Annotated in this window: 18 protein-coding genes; 11 read left to right on the forward strand and 7 right to left on the reverse strand. The window is 32.5% G+C overall.

What is annotated here, in order from left to right:
* Positions 1-29: 29 nt before the first annotated feature.
* Positions 30-287 (forward strand): DUF2671 domain-containing protein, encoded by a 258-nt coding sequence (locus AAGD20_RS01260; protein ID WP_250311591.1) that lies wholly within the window; start codon positions 30-32, stop codon positions 285-287.
* Between the two features lie 233 nt (positions 288-520).
* A complete protein-coding gene (locus AAGD20_RS01265) occupies positions 521-1012 on the forward strand; it encodes a copper chaperone PCu(A)C (RefSeq protein ID WP_341749110.1) in 492 nt (163 codons plus the stop codon).
* A 33-nt stretch (positions 1013-1045) separates the two neighbouring features.
* On the opposite strand, the gene truA is transcribed toward AAGD20_RS01265, so the two are convergent.
* Positions 1046-1882 carry a tRNA pseudouridine(38-40) synthase TruA gene (truA, locus tag AAGD20_RS01270; RefSeq protein ID WP_341749111.1) on the reverse strand — a complete coding sequence of 279 codons (837 nt, stop codon included), beginning with the start codon at positions 1880-1882 and terminating at the stop codon, positions 1046-1048.
* A gap of 83 nt (positions 1883-1965) precedes the next feature.
* Here truA and AAGD20_RS01275 point away from each other — a divergent pair, with 83 nt between their 5' ends.
* The 3 genes from AAGD20_RS01275 to AAGD20_RS01285 all read left to right on the forward strand — a co-directional run bounded on the left by AAGD20_RS01275 (position 1966) and on the right by AAGD20_RS01285 (position 5756).
* Positions 1966-2475: a DNA-3-methyladenine glycosylase gene (locus tag AAGD20_RS01275; RefSeq protein ID WP_094648667.1), complete on the forward strand. Its 510-nt coding sequence runs from the start codon at positions 1966-1968 to the stop codon at positions 2473-2475.
* Positions 2476-3036: 561 nt separating this feature from the next.
* Positions 3037-4416, forward strand: coding sequence for an MFS transporter (locus tag AAGD20_RS01280; protein ID WP_341749112.1), 1380 nt, complete (start codon positions 3037-3039; stop codon positions 4414-4416).
* A gap of 8 nt (positions 4417-4424) precedes the next feature.
* Positions 4425-5756, forward strand: coding sequence for an MFS transporter (locus AAGD20_RS01285; RefSeq protein WP_341749113.1), 1332 nt, complete (start codon positions 4425-4427; stop codon positions 5754-5756).
* Here the strand turns inward: AAGD20_RS01285 and AAGD20_RS01290 are convergent.
* Complete coding sequence (locus tag AAGD20_RS01290) at positions 5717-6172, reverse strand: HD domain-containing protein (protein WP_341749114.1); 456 nt, start codon at positions 6170-6172, stop codon at positions 5717-5719. The genes AAGD20_RS01285 and AAGD20_RS01290 overlap by 40 nt on opposite strands.
* 16 nt (positions 6173-6188) lie before the next feature.
* On the opposite strand from AAGD20_RS01290, the gene AAGD20_RS01295 reads away from it, so the two are divergent.
* Positions 6189-6488, forward strand: coding sequence for a transposase (locus AAGD20_RS01295; RefSeq protein WP_341748685.1), 300 nt, complete (start codon positions 6189-6191; stop codon positions 6486-6488).
* A gap of 7 nt (positions 6489-6495) precedes the next feature.
* Positions 6496-7314: an IS3 family transposase gene (locus AAGD20_RS01300; protein ID WP_341748686.1), complete on the forward strand. Its 819-nt coding sequence runs from the start codon at positions 6496-6498 to the stop codon at positions 7312-7314.
* Positions 7315-7368: 54 nt separating this feature from the next.
* Here the strand turns inward: AAGD20_RS01300 and AAGD20_RS01305 are convergent, their stop codons facing one another.
* Together AAGD20_RS01305 and AAGD20_RS01310 are read right to left on the reverse strand one after the other, a co-directional pair.
* Positions 7369-7686 carry a bifunctional (p)ppGpp synthetase/guanosine-3',5'-bis(diphosphate) 3'-pyrophosphohydrolase gene (locus tag AAGD20_RS01305; RefSeq protein WP_341749115.1) on the reverse strand — a complete coding sequence of 106 codons (318 nt, stop codon included), beginning with the start codon at positions 7684-7686 and terminating at the stop codon, positions 7369-7371.
* A 445-nt stretch (positions 7687-8131) separates the two neighbouring features.
* Positions 8132-8407 (reverse strand): hypothetical protein, encoded by a 276-nt coding sequence (locus tag AAGD20_RS01310; RefSeq protein WP_341749116.1) that lies wholly within the window; start codon positions 8405-8407, stop codon positions 8132-8134.
* 536 nt (positions 8408-8943) lie between these two features.
* On the opposite strand from AAGD20_RS01310, the gene AAGD20_RS01315 reads away from it, so the two are divergent.
* Both AAGD20_RS01315 and AAGD20_RS01320 read left to right on the forward strand, forming a co-directional pair.
* Complete coding sequence (locus tag AAGD20_RS01315; RefSeq protein ID WP_341749117.1) at positions 8944-9270, forward strand: MFS transporter; 327 nt, start codon at positions 8944-8946, stop codon at positions 9268-9270.
* Between the two features lie 75 nt (positions 9271-9345).
* The gene (locus AAGD20_RS01320) at positions 9346-9549 is read left to right on the forward strand and encodes a hypothetical protein (protein WP_341749118.1); all 204 of its coding nucleotides are present in this window, start codon (positions 9346-9348) and stop codon (positions 9547-9549) included.
* A 504-nt stretch (positions 9550-10053) separates the two neighbouring features.
* Here AAGD20_RS01320 and AAGD20_RS01325 read toward each other — a convergent pair.
* The 3 genes from AAGD20_RS01325 to AAGD20_RS01335 form a co-directional block, all read right to left on the reverse strand.
* A complete protein-coding gene (locus AAGD20_RS01325) occupies positions 10054-11871 on the reverse strand; it encodes an AAA family ATPase (protein ID WP_341749119.1) in 1818 nt (605 codons plus the stop codon).
* Positions 11872-12447: 576 nt separating this feature from the next.
* Complete coding sequence (locus AAGD20_RS01330; RefSeq protein WP_341749418.1) at positions 12448-13449, reverse strand: IS110 family transposase; 1002 nt, start codon at positions 13447-13449, stop codon at positions 12448-12450.
* Positions 13450-13767: 318 nt separating this feature from the next.
* Positions 13768-14613 (reverse strand): HAD family hydrolase, encoded by an 846-nt coding sequence (locus AAGD20_RS01335; protein ID WP_341749120.1) that lies wholly within the window; start codon positions 14611-14613, stop codon positions 13768-13770.
* A 693-nt stretch (positions 14614-15306) separates the two neighbouring features.
* Between AAGD20_RS01335 and AAGD20_RS01340 the strand changes: the two genes are divergently transcribed.
* Positions 15307-15459 (forward strand): hypothetical protein, encoded by a 153-nt coding sequence (locus AAGD20_RS01340; protein ID WP_157905714.1) that lies wholly within the window; start codon positions 15307-15309, stop codon positions 15457-15459.
* A gap of 339 nt (positions 15460-15798) precedes the next feature.
* Positions 15799-16893, forward strand: a complete 1095-nt coding sequence (locus AAGD20_RS01345; protein WP_341749121.1) for an efflux RND transporter periplasmic adaptor subunit — start codon at positions 15799-15801, stop codon at positions 16891-16893.
* Positions 16894-16976: the final 83 nt, after the last annotated feature.

The raw sequence follows: 16976 nt of genomic DNA on the forward strand, positions 1-16976 counted from the left end.
ACAGTACAGAATATCTGAAGTTATCTAGAATGAAAGAAAAAAACATACCTATTTTGAATAGCCTAACTAAGAAAGCTACCAATTCATTAGATACTGATAATAATCCTTTTTTTAATGTTAGATATATTTGTCAATCAACGACTCTAATTACTGAATCTATCCAAAAAGGTTTTGATGTTGCACAGTTATCTAATGGAGACATTACAGTTACGGAAATTAAAACAGTAAATGTTCACTATAATTGGGATCCTGTTAAACAAAAATTTATTAAAATAAACCAAAATTAGAATTATATACTAAATATACTTAGTGTATGTATAATATAGTGTATACTATAATAGACCTATTGCATAACCTAATCTAATTGGTAATTTTGTTGTCAAAACTCGTCTCCGTTCCTCACGTACATCTTAGTACACTGCGGTACTCGACTTCGTTTTTCCTAAAAATTCCTCAATTATCTTTAGGTTATGCAAGAGGTCTAATGAATGACTCGAGTAACTTAATTTATGAGGATAATATGATACTGAAGAATATAATAGCCATCATTGCTGCCATCCTATGTTTTAGCCTGTCAGTATGCTTTGCCGCCGCTCCAAACAACAGTAATCCGGATAATACGGCGATATTAGCTACTTCCATTGACACACGAAACGCTTGGGCAAGACCTTCCATATCAACTACTATTGGTAAACGTAATAATTCTGCAATATATCTTGAAATAGTTAATAATTCTGATACAAATTATAATTTAGTAAATGTTTCTTCCGAGGTCGCTAACAAGGTTGAATTACATAAAAGTTTTGTTGACGAAAAAGGTGTTAGCAAAATGGTACAACTAGATAAGCTAGTCATTCCAGCGAAAACTAGTGCTATTTTACAGCCAGGCGGTATGCATATTATGCTTTTGGATTTAAAAACTACACTAAAAGTTGGTGATAAATTTGATTTACTTTTATATTTCGATAACAACATTAAGAAAGTTGTACAAGTAGAAGTAAAGACCCAATAAATAATTATTTTGCATTAGCCACTACTTTAAAAGTTATTTAAACAATTTTTGAAGTAGTGATAAGTCATTATAGTCAACTCTAAGGAAATACAGCCCACATGCCGGAGCCTTTGCTCCGGCTATTTCTCTTTTCTTTGCATCTAAAACTCTTTGGATATCATCTTCCTGCCATATATTTCGTCCAACTAATACTAAACTACCAACAATATTTCGAACCATATTATGTAAAAAAGATCGAGCAGAAAAATATATTTTTATTTCTTCATTTTTTTGGGTAATAATTAATTGGGATAAGGTTTTTATAGGTGACTTTGCTTGGCAAAATTTGCCTCTAAATGAGCTAAAATCATGATGTCCTATGAGGTAGGAAGCCCCGCGTCTCATTGCTTCAACGTCAAGAGGTTGTTTTATCCACCAAGCACGATTTAAATCTATTATAACTTGGCTAGGTCTATTGATAATTCTATAGACATAATGACGTTCTAAAGCAGAAAATCTTGCATGAAAATCTTTGTCTACTAGAACACAATCAACTACCGCTATATTATAATCTCTCACAAAATAGTTGATAGCCTGCATAACTTTATAAGGACACATATATTTCACTAAATCGAAATGTGCTACTTGCCCTAAAGCATGAACCCCTGCATCAGTCCTGCCAGCTCCATGAACCGCTACTATTTCACCAGTAAATTTATGGATACCATCTTCCAGTGTTTGTTGAATAGATAAAGCACCTTTCTGCTTCTGCCAGCCAACAAAAGCAGTTCCTAAATATTCAATAGTAATTTTATATCGATAAAAATCTAAATTCTTATCGATCTGCAAAATTGATGAATTATCATGATCTTTAATATCATTATCATGCATACTCAAATGATTGCCTCTTTTTGGTTCATAATCTACATAAGAATATGTTATAATGGGTCTTCTTCTTTTTTGCAAAGGCTAAGATGTCTACAATAGTTCCAAAATCATTCTATGAAAGAGATACGCTTATTGTATCACAGGAACTACTGGGCAAGGTTCTGTGTTTTGGTAATATAGAGGCACGAATTATTGAGACAGAAGCTTATGTTGGAGAAGATGATCCTGCTTGCCATGCAGCCAGGGGGATAACACCTCGTACAAAGCTTATGTATGGTTCTGCAGGTAATGCCTATGTATATTTAATTTATGGTATGTATTATTGTTTAAATATAGTGACAGAAAAACCAGGGTTTCCAGCTGCTGTATTAATTAGAGGAGTATATCAATACAAACCTTCAGCAGTTTTACTTGATGGGCCTGGTAAATTATGTCGTACCCTTGGAATTAATAAAACCCAAAATGGCCAAGATATGACTAGCAATCAATCCTTTTGTGTTATTGACGTAGGTGATACTCCTCAATTTATTATTACCCCTAGAATTGGCATTAGCAAAGGTACCGACAAACTTTGGCGTTATTTAGTACGTAAGTGATCACATACATTGGCTCTGTCCAAAAAACTGCGTAAATTTCCAAAATTAGGTCTATTGCTAAAATACCACACGAAATTAAGGGGTATTAACCATCAAAACCATATCTAATGCCAGTGAATTATTGAACATTGTTTTTATTAAGAACAATAAATATATTTTAATAAAAAATTAGTTGACTATTCAATGCAGGTTATATTTAATTCTTTAGATGAGTGAATGACAGAATATGGGTAAAAATTTCATTGCGAGAAGGCGTAAGCCAACGAAGCAATCCTGTTTTGTCCCCCTTGTGTAAAATGTCATACCTGCGTAGGCAGGTATCTAGATTCCGCACCGAAGCGGAAATGACAGATTATAGCTAAAGATGTCACCCCTGCGTAAGCAGGGGTCTAAGATTCCCGCCTACTCGGGAATGACAAATTAGATGCTGGAATGACAGAATAAAAATTATTTTTCTTATATCACTTAGTGCAGCGATAAAATACTATATACTAAACATATTAACACAAAATATTGAAAAAATATGAGACATCAGAAGTCAACAACAAAGCCAGGTCAACTATGAGTAAAGTTGTTCAAGAAAATACCAGGATTATCCCTAATCGGCAAACTAGCATTACCAAAGAACAAAAAAAAGCTTTAGGATTACTATCAATTGGCACATTTCTTGAATATTTTGACTTAATGCTATATGTCCATATGGCAGCGTTTCTTAATGAGTTATTTTTTGAACCGACTGATCCTAAAACAACCTCGTTAATGATGGCATTTGCTTTTTGTTCTTCCTTTGTTTTTCGACCTGTGGGGGCAGTAATATTTGGCTGGTTGGGCGATAATATCGGGCGTAAATTTACGGTGATCATCACAACTTTTATAATGGCTGTATCATGTCTTGTCATGGCTAATCTGCCTACTTATGCTCAGATAGGGGTTACCGCTACCTGGATAGTAACCATTTGCCGTGCTGTGCAAGGTATCTCTTCTATGGGAGAGGTGGTAGGGGCAGATCTTTATTTAACCGAAACACTTAAGCCGCCAGCCCAATATGCAAGTGTGGTATTGATAGGAGCTTTTGGGGAGTTAGGAGAGCTAGGGGCTTTAGGAATTGCTTCGCTTGTAACTATGCATGGATTTAATTGGCGTATAGCATTTTGGATTGGGGCGGTAATTGCATTGGTTGGATATGTTGCTAGAACAACCTTGCGAGAAACCCCAGAATTTGCTGATGCCAAACGTCGAATTAAAAAAATTTTTAAAAAAACTAATACCGATACAGCTTGCTTAAAAGATAATCCGATGTGGCAAGAAAAAGTTGATAAAAAAACTATTCTAGCTTTCTTTTTATTGCAATGTGCTGGATCAGTATGTTTTTATTTTATTTATGTACATTGTGCTAGTATTTTAAAAACTAACTTTGGTTATACATTATCCGAAGTTATTCAGCATAATTTTATGGTCTGTCTAATGGAACTCTCAATTACATTAATATTATGTTATTTAAGTTTAAAAATATATCCATTAGTAACCATGAAAATTATACTGATCATATCTGCTATTTTTATCATATTTTGTCCGTATTTATTGAACAATATTAATTCTCCTTATCAGTTATTTTTTATTCAATTCTTCATGCTTTTATGGGCGAAATGCTTAAGCCCTGCTCTTCCCATTTGTTATAAAGAATTTCCAGTATTTAAACGCTTTACCTGTGTTAGCATGACATTTGCTCTATCTCGTGCTCTGATGTATGCAATCACTGCTTTTGCTTTTGTCTACCTTACTGACCATTTTGGCAATTGGGGATTATGGTTTATTGTAATTCCTGCAATTATATTTTTCGCATACGGATTATTTTATTTTGATAGATTGGCAAAAAAGTATGGTGATTTACCTATTGCTTTTAGAAACACGGCTACTTATTCCGAAGAAAACAATTATTAGAGTTAGTTATGAGTAAAGTTGTTCAAGAAAATGCCAGAATTATCCCTGATCGCCAGACTACCCTTACTAAAGAACAAAAAGAAGCTGTTGGGTTACTTTCAATTGGTACATTCCTCGAATATTTTGACTTAATGCTATATGTCCATATGGCAGTTTTTCTCAATAACCTATTTTTCCCTAAAAATGACCCAGAATCTGCCTCTTTTTTTGTTGCAATTGCATATAGTATCACTTTTGTTTTTAGACCATTCGGAGCATTATTGTTTGGTTGGATAGGAGATAATATTGGTCGAAAAGTAACTATCACTATTACAACCTTTATGATGGCAACCTCGTGTTTTATTATGGCTACCTTACCGACTTATGAACAAATTGGTATTACGGCTTCATGGATTATTTGTATATGCCGTGCAATACAAGGTATATCTTCCTTAGGTGAAAGGGTAGGAGCAGAACTATATTTAATGGAAATAACCAAACCACCAATACAATATCCTGTGGTAATGGTAATTGCGGTTTGTGCTTCCTTAGGGTCAATGGTTGCATTAGGCTTAGGGTTCTTAATTACCAATTATGGATTTAATTGGCGTTATCTTTTTGCCTTTGGAATAATAATTGCCACTATAGGTACAGTTGCTAGAACTAAGTTAAGAGAAACCCCAGAATTTGCTAATGCAAAATTACGATTAAAAGCATTTTTTGATCAGCACTATATTGATGAAAAAATATTAAAAGGTGATATAATTTTAGAAGAGAAAGTGCAAAAAAAAACGGTATTATTTTATTTTTTAATTCAATGTGCTGGTCCAGTGCCAACATATTTTGTGTATTTTTATTGTGGTAATATACTCAAGAATTCTTTTTTTTATAGTGTTGAAGATGTTCTTTATCATAACTTTTTTATTTCGATAATACAACTATTCACCATGTTGTTATTATCGTATCTAAGTTATAGGATATCTCCTTTAAAAATTATTAAAGTCAGGTGGGTAATTTTCTTTACTTTTATAATATTTTGCCCTTATTTTCTTGATAAAGTCAGCACCCCTATACATTTATTGATAATACAAATATTGATTATATTATTTGCACCTGACTCATCTCCAGCTAGTGCAATTTTTTATAAATATTTTCCTGTTTTTAAACGATTTACGTGTAGTAGTGTTGTATACGCCTTGGCACATGCCACAATCTCTATTGTTACCTCTTTTGGTTTCATATATTGTACAAAGTATATGGGGCAACTAGGAATATTATGTATTATGTTACCTATAGTAATAAGCTATGGATTTGGGGTATTTTACTTTGCAAGGTTAGAGAACCGTAACTGTGAATCATAGTTATTAGTTTTATAATAACTATGTATTACTTCAGAACATAATTTTGCAAAATTTTGTTCAATTTTTGGTGTATTGAAGTACATGCTAAGGCTCATAAACCTACTAAGAGTCTCTACTATGATTTTTCTTACTTTTTCAGGAGATTTAGCTCTTATAGTTTGCATATTATGCAGTCTATCAAATAGCTTAATCAATAATACATCATATTTCTTTTGTTGAAATAATATATTCAATATTTCTGCAGCACTAATCTTCCCATAGGATTTAACTCTAGTCAAATCTTCCACTTGCCTAGCGATTTGCTTGCTAAAGATCACAGCAATCATCTCTTCGGTAAAAGTTGTATCTTCAATAGTATAATGGTCTCCATATTTTGGACACAAAAATAGAAGAAATGAGATAGAATTCTTTAGCAAAAAAGGAGAGCTAGAGATGAAAAAACAAGTAAGGCAATATAGTGCTGAGGAGAAATCAAAAATTGTCATAGAGACAATCAAGGGCGAGCTAACAATAGCCCAAATAACTAGTAAGTATGGTGTTCATGCAACGCAGATAAGTAATTGGAAAAAACAGGGGCTTGAATTATTAGTACAAGGCTTTAAGAGTAAAACACAGAGTGCTGATCCAAATCAGCAGGAGTTAATCAAGAATCTATATGAACAAATTGGACAGTTAAGTGTAGAGCGTGACTGGCTCAAAAAAAAATCTGCATTGTTTGGACTTAAAGGTTAGGTGTAATATGATAGAGCCTAATCATAATAAATTAACAATTATACAACAGTGTAAGTTGTTGGGTATTAGTAGGTCAACCTACTACTATCAACCTACTGCTATTAGTGAACAAGAACTTAAGATCATGGCAATAATTGATGAGACCTATACTATGCATCCATATTATGGTATGCGACGGATGGCTAAATATTTACAAGCCCAAGGTTTTTCGGTAGGTCGTAAAGCTGTTAGACGTTACTACCAAATAATGGGTCTTGAAGCTGTTTATCCTAAAATGAATTTGAGTAAAAGAAATCAGGCACATAAAATATATCCTTATTTATTAAAAGATTTAGAGGGAACATACTCAAATCAAGTATGGTGTTCAGATATCACTTACATAAGGTTGCAACAAGGATTTGTTTATTTGGTAGCCATTATGGATTGGCACAGTCGTTATATACTTAGCTGGCGGGTATCTATTAGTTTAGAAAGTACTTTTTGTGTAGAGGCTCTTGAGGAAGCTATAGAACAATATGGTATACCAAAGATTTTTAACACAGACCAAGGAGTGCAATTTACGTCTGAGCAATTTATCTGTATTTTAAAAAAATATAATATTCAAATAAGTATGGATGGCAAAGGTAGAGCTTTGGACAACGTGTTTATTGAGCGATTTTGGCGTTCGTTGAAACAGGAAAAAATTTATCGAATAATTTTAACAATTGTAAAGGAGGCAAAAGCAGCTATTAAGGAATATATCGATTTTTATAACCACGAAAGAATGCACCAAGCATTGGGGTATAGGACTCCTAGCTTGATGTACTATAAACAAAAAGTTGCATAATAGTGACAATAATAATTTCATGGGAATTATATCTCTAAATTGCTAAATTTTTGTCTAGACAAAGGAGACCACCATAATAGTATCATGTAGTAAACTGGTAATGATCATATCAGTTCTGTAATATTTTGGTATTTCTAATGCAGTATATTCAGCAACCATATACGCCACCTCTATCGGGTGAGAATAATAAGGATCACCGGATTGTCGCATTTGGCTACCATGATATTTCTTGGCGTAATAGATACCTTTTGTAATCTCATTAATATTTACAGGTATAGTTACTTGCTGGTTTAGCTCAGATAATTTACTTAGTAACCTATCAGCATATTTACAATTTTCATATTTTACTTGCCAATCACTAATATCTTCCATTTAAATACCTACATTACTTTAATAATAAAGTATATTTTAACTAAAAATAAAAATTCTTGCAACAGTTTATTATATATTGGTTTAAAAAAATAGTAATTTTTATACTTTGTTACATTTAAGTTACAACCCCGTATTTTGTTTTCTTAAGTTGCTATAAAACTTTAATGCCATATTAAGATCGTGATATTGTTACAACTAGAAATTTTGTAGAAGTCAAGATTCGATCTTACAGACACTATAAATTTGCCCCTGATTGTCAGTTATATATTTTTTTTCAATAGCTAATTTCTTACTAATCTTGCCAACTTTGTATAAATTATAAAATCTAACCCAGATATTGTATAAAGGTACCAATATTCACCTCTGAACCCCTTGTAATAATTTATCATGCAATATCTGGGCTAATAATACCATTTATATAATTTATTATAACTGTACTTCTCTCCTAATTTTCTTTCTTTGTATCTTGACTACTATTAATGATAGTTGATTGTTGTTGTCTCGCCAGTTTGTTCTTTTCTTCTATGTAATTAAGAAAAAAATGAGTAAATATTAAAAACCCTATTAACATCGGAATAAAAACAAATATAATCGCATTGCGTTTTCTAATAGATTCTTCACGATCTAAACGATCCTCTTGCTCCTCATATGTTTCCCCTAATTCATTACGCCATATATCTTCTTGAACTGAATTATCTTGATCTGAGTTGTTTTCTAGCATTTTATACCTTTTATTAAATATTATTTACAACGGTTTAGCGATTAAACTATAAAAAATTATATATTAATTTAAATTGAATTCATTATTTTTTTAATAAAAAATTAGTTGACTATTTAATGTAGGTTATATTTAATTAAAATTGTAACTATTACTAACAAAATTTAAACTTATAAAAAATATTCGTGAGGAAAAAACACCACAACTGTTGAAAGTTACAGAAAGAAGCGGTTTTAGAGTCCATCATGGCAGTTTAAAAGTTGCAAAAAATAATCGGTGTTATGCTAGGAGGCAAGAAGTTAGAGCGAAGCAATCCTGTTTTGTGTCATATCTACGTATGCAGGTATCCAGATTCCCGCTTACGCAGGTATGATAATAAGTAGGCGGAAATGACAAATTATGGGTAAAAATTATTTTTCTTATATCACTTAGTGCAGCGATAAAATACTATATACTAAATAATATTAACACAGAATACAGAAATTAATCACTGGAGAAATTATGAGCTATCAGAGGTCAACAACAAAACCAGGTCAATTATGAGTGAAATTGTTCAAGAAAATACCAAGATTATCCCTGATCGCCAGACTAGCCTTACCAAAGAACAAAAATCTGCTATCGGGTTACTTTCAGTGGGAACGTTCCTTGAGTATTTTGATCTGATGCTATATGTTCATATGGCAGTATTGTTGAATGAATTGTTTTTTGAGCCAACTAGTCCGCTTACCGCTTCTCTGCTTGCTGCAGTTGCTTTTTGTTCTACTTATGTTCTTAGACCATTTGGAGCCTTATTATTTGGCTGGATAGGTGATAATATAGGGCGTAGAGAAACAGTGATTATTACAACGTTAATGATGGCTTTCTAATGATTTTTATGGAATTAGTACAGAAGTTTTGGAAAAAAAACTATTAGAACAATTAAAATATAAAGTGATAAAAACATGAGAGAAAATATGAATAAAGATAAAAGAACAGCAGAAGAAATATTTAATAATTTAGCATCAACCATTCGTAGTTCACATGATCAAGAGATAAGTGAAGAAGAATCAAGAAAGTTAGCAAGAAATTTTATAAGGTTTTGCCAAAGATTTATCGAGATTCAACTTAGAATAGATGAAGAAAAAGAACCGACAACTAAAGATTGACTTTATTAAGAAGCTGGTTAGAATAACAGTTGGAATAACAAACGTTAGAACATTACGGTATCTTTTGCAATAAAAAATTAATCAGGAATGAAATTTTAAGAGCTTGGAGTCCAGAAGAGCCTAGGAAAGCTATTGAGGGCAGGGAAGATGAAATACTAAAGCAAATTGAAGAAGTATTAAAAACCTTACAAATAAAAAATCCTGAAATATTATAGTTAAACCCATAAAATATGGAGACCATTATACCGCCTCAACCTTGATAACTCTAGCTTCTGAAGCCTATGAAACTTTTAAAGGTTCGACAATTGTTGAAAAAAGGGAATTATTAAATTTTATATTTTCGAACCTAACACTCGAGGGCTGTAAGCTGCATTACGTTCTGGCTTTTCCATTCACAGAAATGCAAAAAGTAGCAAATTGTGCCGAATGGCGGGGCGTAGTGAACAATTTCCGAACCCAGTCAGATACCCAATTGCTTATTATACAAGTGCTTACGCTCTATTATTAGAGCTTCGTTACCTCATATTGCAACTCCATATTTTTTCCACAAAATGCCATCGAAATTTTTAATATTTGTTTTACATGTGAATGCTCTTTTATTTTACTATCATATTTTTTATTAATAATTTGTTGTAAACCAGATTTAGCTATATCTGCTAGCTCTTCTGAGGATTTAGCGATTTTATACTCGATAATCATCGCTTTATCACCTTTGCCAATTTTTGGAATCATCACAACGTCAGCTCTGCCATCCCCTGATTCTTGTTCACTTGATATTATATAATTAGGAGCTAACATATTAATAAAGCCGAGCATAAAGCCGCTATAAAATAATTCGGCTTTTTTCTCTCCTGTTTGGTGAAAACTAGTAGAATTAAGTAACAATTCCTGCAGACGCTCTTTAAACGCCTCTATTTTACCATCTGGTAATAGAGTAACAAAAGAATAATAGCCAGAATTATCAATTTTTATTTGTTTAGTAACCCATTGCAGCATTCTCTTTTCATAAATATATTTCACCTCGTAGTTAGGAGCAGATAAATCATAAATATCTCTTTCTGGCATCTTGGTAGTTGTATTTAGGTAACCACTAAATAATAATAAGCTAAATAACCCTTCTGGTTGGTTGATATCAGCAAAATTTATATGTTTAGTAATAGAAGAAGTAATAGTTTTACCTGCAGCTAAAGCCTGAATATCTTGCTGCATCTCATCTGAGAGTAGTATATGATCAATCCAATCAGTTCCACCACTATCAATCCAATAATGATCTAGCTTGCCCTTCTGAGCTAAACATCTCATAATTGACCAAGGATTATAAATGACTTCTCCACCAAAATTATAGCCATTATACCAATTTTTAATTTGTTCTGGATTGGTTTCAAGAGGTACTTTGGTTAATAATTCATCAACTTCTGCTTGAGTAAAGCCATAGATGTCTGTAAAATTCTCATCTAGTAGACTACATTCAGTTAAATTATTCAAATCTGAAAACAAATTAGCTTTAGCAACACGCAATATGCCGGTAATGACGCCTTTTTGTAATGAATCATTGGTTTTAAGACTATTGCCAAATATTGCCCGGAATAGAGCTAATACTTCCTCAAACTCTTCTGAATTATTGCCAAATTTCATATAGGCACTATTAATTGGCGTATCATATTCGTCAATTAGTATGTAGACTTTTTGATTAAAATGTTTATAAAGTAAATCGCTTAGAAATTTCAAACTATTTTTAATGTCATCTTCTATTAACTTGCCTGTAAAATATCTTTGTAATATTTCCTTTTGTGCATCAATCAATAATTTTTCATCTTGTTTTATATAACGTTCTAAATAACGATGCTTGGCAAATAAATTAATTATTTGACTTTTAATTCCCACTTCAATTTCTTCATAACTACTACCCCTAACACCCTTAAAACTTATAAGAATAACTGGAAATTGACCTTGGCGTTTCATAGAGTTTGCTACATTAGCAATTTTTAATGGCTTTAGTTCTTTAGTCTCATCAAAGCCTAAATCCACTTCTCCACCACTAAACAGCTTATAATTCACTTTCTGTTCTTGTGGTAGATGATTGCCATGCTCATCCACTTCTATTTCAAAAAATCTCCGCACCATATCCATATTCAAGCTCTTCCCCCACCGCCTTGGACGGGTGATTAAGGTGACATCTCCAGCATCAACCAATAGTTCTTTGATCATTAAACTCTTATCAACAAATACGTTGCTATTAAGCAATAATTTCTTAAAATCATCAGTACCAACTAGCATGGTTGGTTGATCATCAACATTATTTTTGTTTGTTTCTTCTATCATTGTTTTCATCTGTTCCTTTCGACTATAATATCACTATACTACTTTTTTATTGTCCACTAATAGCTAATTAGCAAAATTTTTATAATTTTTTGTTTTTTTATAGTGAATTAACCTGAATTAACACCCAGTACGATATAATTATGCAGCCTTAGAAAATGTTATAATTTCAGTGCCGTTGTTAGTTGTTATGTGCAACTCTGCTTTATCTACTTGACTCGGTGTAAAAATCTTTCCGTCCAAATGAAATTTATAGTCATGTATGGACTTACCCGATAATGCAAGAAAAAATAATATATAACAGCAAAAAAATCGAATGCAGTCATGTATCCGGCTTATAGTTAATAAATTACCTTAAATTTACCCTATAGCCCTGATGGAATTCGCTGGCTTACAAACTTATACTTATCATTTCATCGACTTCTAACGAGCCATTGACTATTTCAGTTTTCTCGTAAGCTAAGGTTCGTCTTATTTACCATCAATATTATCATTCTTTCGCATATTCCGGATTAGAATCTATTAAATTTCTATTTACCTATAATATTATCTCGTCAACAACTAGTTTGTACCTATTCTTTAGCTACAAACTTTACTCTCGGTATAATCATTGCCTGAACTGAGTACCGCAAACACCACCCTTGCTAGTTTGTTAGCTACTGCAACAGTTGTTTTATTATGCCCATTTCGTTCAGATAAATTAAACATCCACTCGGTAAACTTGCTATAATCTTTTTTAGATTTTTGCTCTTCCGTGGTAAATCTTATTTTACTATTCAGCACTGCTCTTGCTCCTTGAATCAACAAAGTGCGTAAATATATATCACCTCTTTTACTAATGCCAAGCAACTTATCTTTGCCACCACTAGAATGTTGCCTTGGCACTAATCCTAGCCATGCTGATAATTGCCTGCCATTTTCAAAACAACTAGCATTACCTATTGACGCTATTAAGGCTGTAGCAGTAATTAACCCTATACCTGGTATCGTCATTAGTTGTTGGTGATTACTATACTGGCTAGCTATAATTTTTAATCTTTGTTCTAATTCTTTTATTTTTTTATCATTCTCTAGAAATTCTTCTTTTAACTCACTAAACGTTCGATAACTTAGCTGGCTTAAACCCTCTTCATCTAAAATTTCAGTTAATTTTGTCATAATCTTATTGATTCCTTGCGGTATAACAAAACCAAATTCATGTAATAATCCCCTGATCTCATTAGCAAGTGCAGTACGATTTTTTACCAATCGTTGCCTTACCCTATGAATAAATAAAATATCTTGTTGCTCTACAGTTTTGATAAGCACAAACCTCATATTAGGTCTCGCTACTGCCTCACATATTGCTTCGCTATCTGCTTGATCATTTTTATTAGTTTTAACATAAGGCTTAACAAATTGTGGAGCTATTAGTTTTACAGTATGACCTAATTTTGTTAATTCTCTTGCCCAATAGCTAGCTCCACCGCAAGCTTCCATGCCTACTAGACACTTTGGTACGTTAGCCATAAAAGTTAGAACCTGCTCTCTCATTAATTTTTTCTTTAATATTGTCTTACCATTTTTATCTACACCGTGAATTTAAAAAATTCTTTTTGCAATATCTATACCAATTGTGGTAACTTCCATATGGGCCTCCTTATTGTTGTTTAGGATTCATTTCCTATCCTAGAAGATTAGCATATGCTTCTCATTCTGTATATAGGGTAGGTCCATACCATTAATTCAGGAGGATTGGGTAGTATAGTCAATTGATGAGAAGTTGGGGACGTCGTCGCTCAATGCTTGCCTATTATTTATAGGCGTCGCTCCATCGCTCCTAGCCCCCAAATTCTTCTGAATTGACTATAGTGCTGCTCTAAATCAGAATTAAATAATGTATGGTATCAATGATGCCGTTTACTCTTCTGTTCCCAGTAATTGGGTGTCTGATTTAATTGCATTACTGTAATTATGCACTTGTATTGGTTGCATACTTACGTGAAGATATTTTTGTACTGATTTAGGAATTTCAGAATCTAATATGTTCGAGTTATCTTCGATTTGATTCGATTGATGCGCCTTAGATATATTATTAAATTCTCCAGTATCAGTAACTTTTTGATACTTTATCCCTTTAATAAGTGATAACATATTGCCTTTAATATCTGAACCTACTAAAATAGCATGCACACCTATTTTTTGTGCTTCATTTAAATTACGTACATCATCATCTACTAATACTACATTGAAGTAGTCTGTAATACCATTAAGCCTCATTGCCTCTTCAATATGTAAGTTCTTTCCCATTTTTATTCCGCCTGTGGGAACGCCTGTTATTATATCGATTTTTTCAATTTGTTTCTCAGTTAAGCCCATTTTTTTTAATGCTGGTTTAATTGTATCAGGATATCGGGTATGAGAAGTAATAGCCACTTTATAACCTTTGTTTAATAAATAATTAAACGTATCTTTTAATTGATCACGGTGGTTTAATCCAAACTTATCAGAACGTAATAATGGTTTCATTATCTCTTGAATTTGATGTGGATCATAAGTACTATTTATTGTATACCCTTCTTCTATGCTACCGTTTGTAATAAGGCAATTTTCATATGTTATAGGTTGAAAATTTTTATGTTTTAATAAAGAATGAATATGCCCGTTTACTACAGTGCAATCAAAATCCCAACATACCAGTATAGTATTTGCTTTATTTTCTTTTTTGGAAAAAACTTTGTATATACAATTTTTTAATTTTGACATTGACTATATTATTTTTCTTGTAACTAAAACTTATAATATATTTTGAATATAATTCAACTATGTTTTTGTTGTTTCTTATGTATAACCCATTAACCCGAATATTATATGAAAGGATTATTAATTCGGGCAAGAAAGCTAAAACGTCCTAGGAGGCTGGCTGCGATAATGAAAGTAATTCCATATTTGGCTCTTTTTGGCTACGAATAAACATGGTTTTCTTGAAATAGCTACACTATTCCGGCAAAAATCATATCTTTTTAATCACTTTTCTGGATTGCTCATCAACTTAAGACTTCCTTTCAACGATGGTTTTTCAATTATTGCTTTCTTAAACTGACGCTTATGTGCTATAGTCAATTTAGGGGAATTTGGGGCTAGGAGCGATGGAGCGACGCCTATAAGTAATAGCCGAGTGACTGTAACAACGTCACCAACTTCTTATCAATTGACTATATCACATACAAATTAAGAATAATGAAAATAAGGTTAATTTAGGTACAGCACACTCCACCCCTTGTTTATCGTTCCCATTCTTCAAGTTATTTGAGTATATCTCTTATATTATTTAATAAATAGAAACATTGGTTAACTCCTATTCATTTGACAACATATAAATTTTTGTGAGTTTCTTGACATTTATTAATTATTTTGTGATAATCTATATTAAAGCTATTTATAGTCAATTCAGGAGAATTGGGTAGCAGGAGCGATGGAGCGACGAAGTCACCAACTTCTCACCAATTGACTAAAGTTAAATTAACTCAGTGTGCAAGTTTATTTTGTTGTTCCATCAAAATGCCTAAAGGCAAAGAGAGAATGCATCTTCATGGTCAAAAATCATGCTAAAATCCATAAATTTTTCTAAATTTTCAAATTTAACCACAGAGCAAAGCTTGTCATCCCTACGAAAGCAGGGATATATAAATAATACTCAAAAAGTCATGAGATATAGTCAATTGACGAGAAATTTGTGATGTTGTAACTCGTCGCTCGCCTATTACTTATAGGCGTCGCTCCATTGCTCCTAGCCCCAAATTCTCCTAAGTTGACTATATTGCAGGCAGACTCCTATGGAGAAGAAAATGCTACCCCTTATAAATCAAGGGATGTTTAATCAAATAACATAGAGTTATAAGAAACTAATTTATAAAGGTTATTTTCTCAAGACTCTCAAGGTAGGTAGATATGGCGTTAATGAGTCGAAGAAAAGTTATATATGGGATATTATTTGTTATAACAGCGATTGTTGTGGTGATAGTTTTTATCAAAAAAGCAAATGATAAACAAATCCCCGCTCAGCAAGTTGATAATCAAGCGACCATGGTTCCTGTTGAGGTGGTTAAGGCTCAATATTCAGAAGAAACAAATGATATATTGGTTACAACAGGCAAAACCTTGCCATATGAAACACATGCAGTTAAAGTCAATGTAACAGGGAGAATTAAAGAGCTTGATTTGCCGATAGGTAGTTATGTCAATAAAGGTGATATTTTAGCAGTATTAGATACCACGCAAATTGACTACCTGATTGAACTGGCAAATGAAGAGTATCGTCTTAAAGAGAAAAAAGCTAATGCGATGAAACAGCTATCAGATAAGAATCTCATTAGCTATACAGAATATGTAAACCATCGCATAGAATATCTTGATGCTAAACATAAATATTATACATTACTTGATGACAAGACCAATCATTATATTGTTGCTCCGTTAAGTGGCATTGTTGAACGAAAACTTGTTGCTGACGGAGAGCTTGTTACACAAAAGGATAAAATTGCCGTTCTTTACGATATTCATATTATCAAGGTTGCATTTGAACTAGATGAGAGCGACTATCAGAAATTTAAAAGTTCTCCGGATAGCTATGTTAACATCTATATTCCTGCTTTAGATTTAGCCCTTAAACTAAGCGATTTTAAAACTTCAGAAATTGCTCAAGAGAAGAATCACTCAGTCTATATTGAGGCGTTTATTCCAAATGATGACAATTCAATCACGCCTGGCTTATTTGTTAATGTAAATGTTGTTTTCAATAGCAATAAGCAACGGATAAAATTACCAAACTCAGCTATCTTTTTTGAATCCTATTATTTTGTCTACGTTATTGAAAATAATATAGCTAAAAAAGTAAAGGTTGAAATAGGTGATAGTGATAGTCAAAGTGTAGAGGTAGTTAGTGGCATCAAACCAAATGACCAAGTGGTTATTTCAGGAAAAAAGGGATTGGGTGATGGGGCTAAGGTTCTGATTGAAGATGAGACAACTAGGTCAGAATTATAATATAAGAATAATGAAAATAGCTATTAGTGGATCATAAAAATCTGCTATATTATAGAATAGTTAGTAATAGGGTAATGTTAACC

Source organism: Candidatus Tisiphia endosymbiont of Sialis lutaria (assembly GCF_964026535.1).
Classification (GTDB): Bacteria; Pseudomonadota; Alphaproteobacteria; order Rickettsiales; family Rickettsiaceae; genus Tisiphia.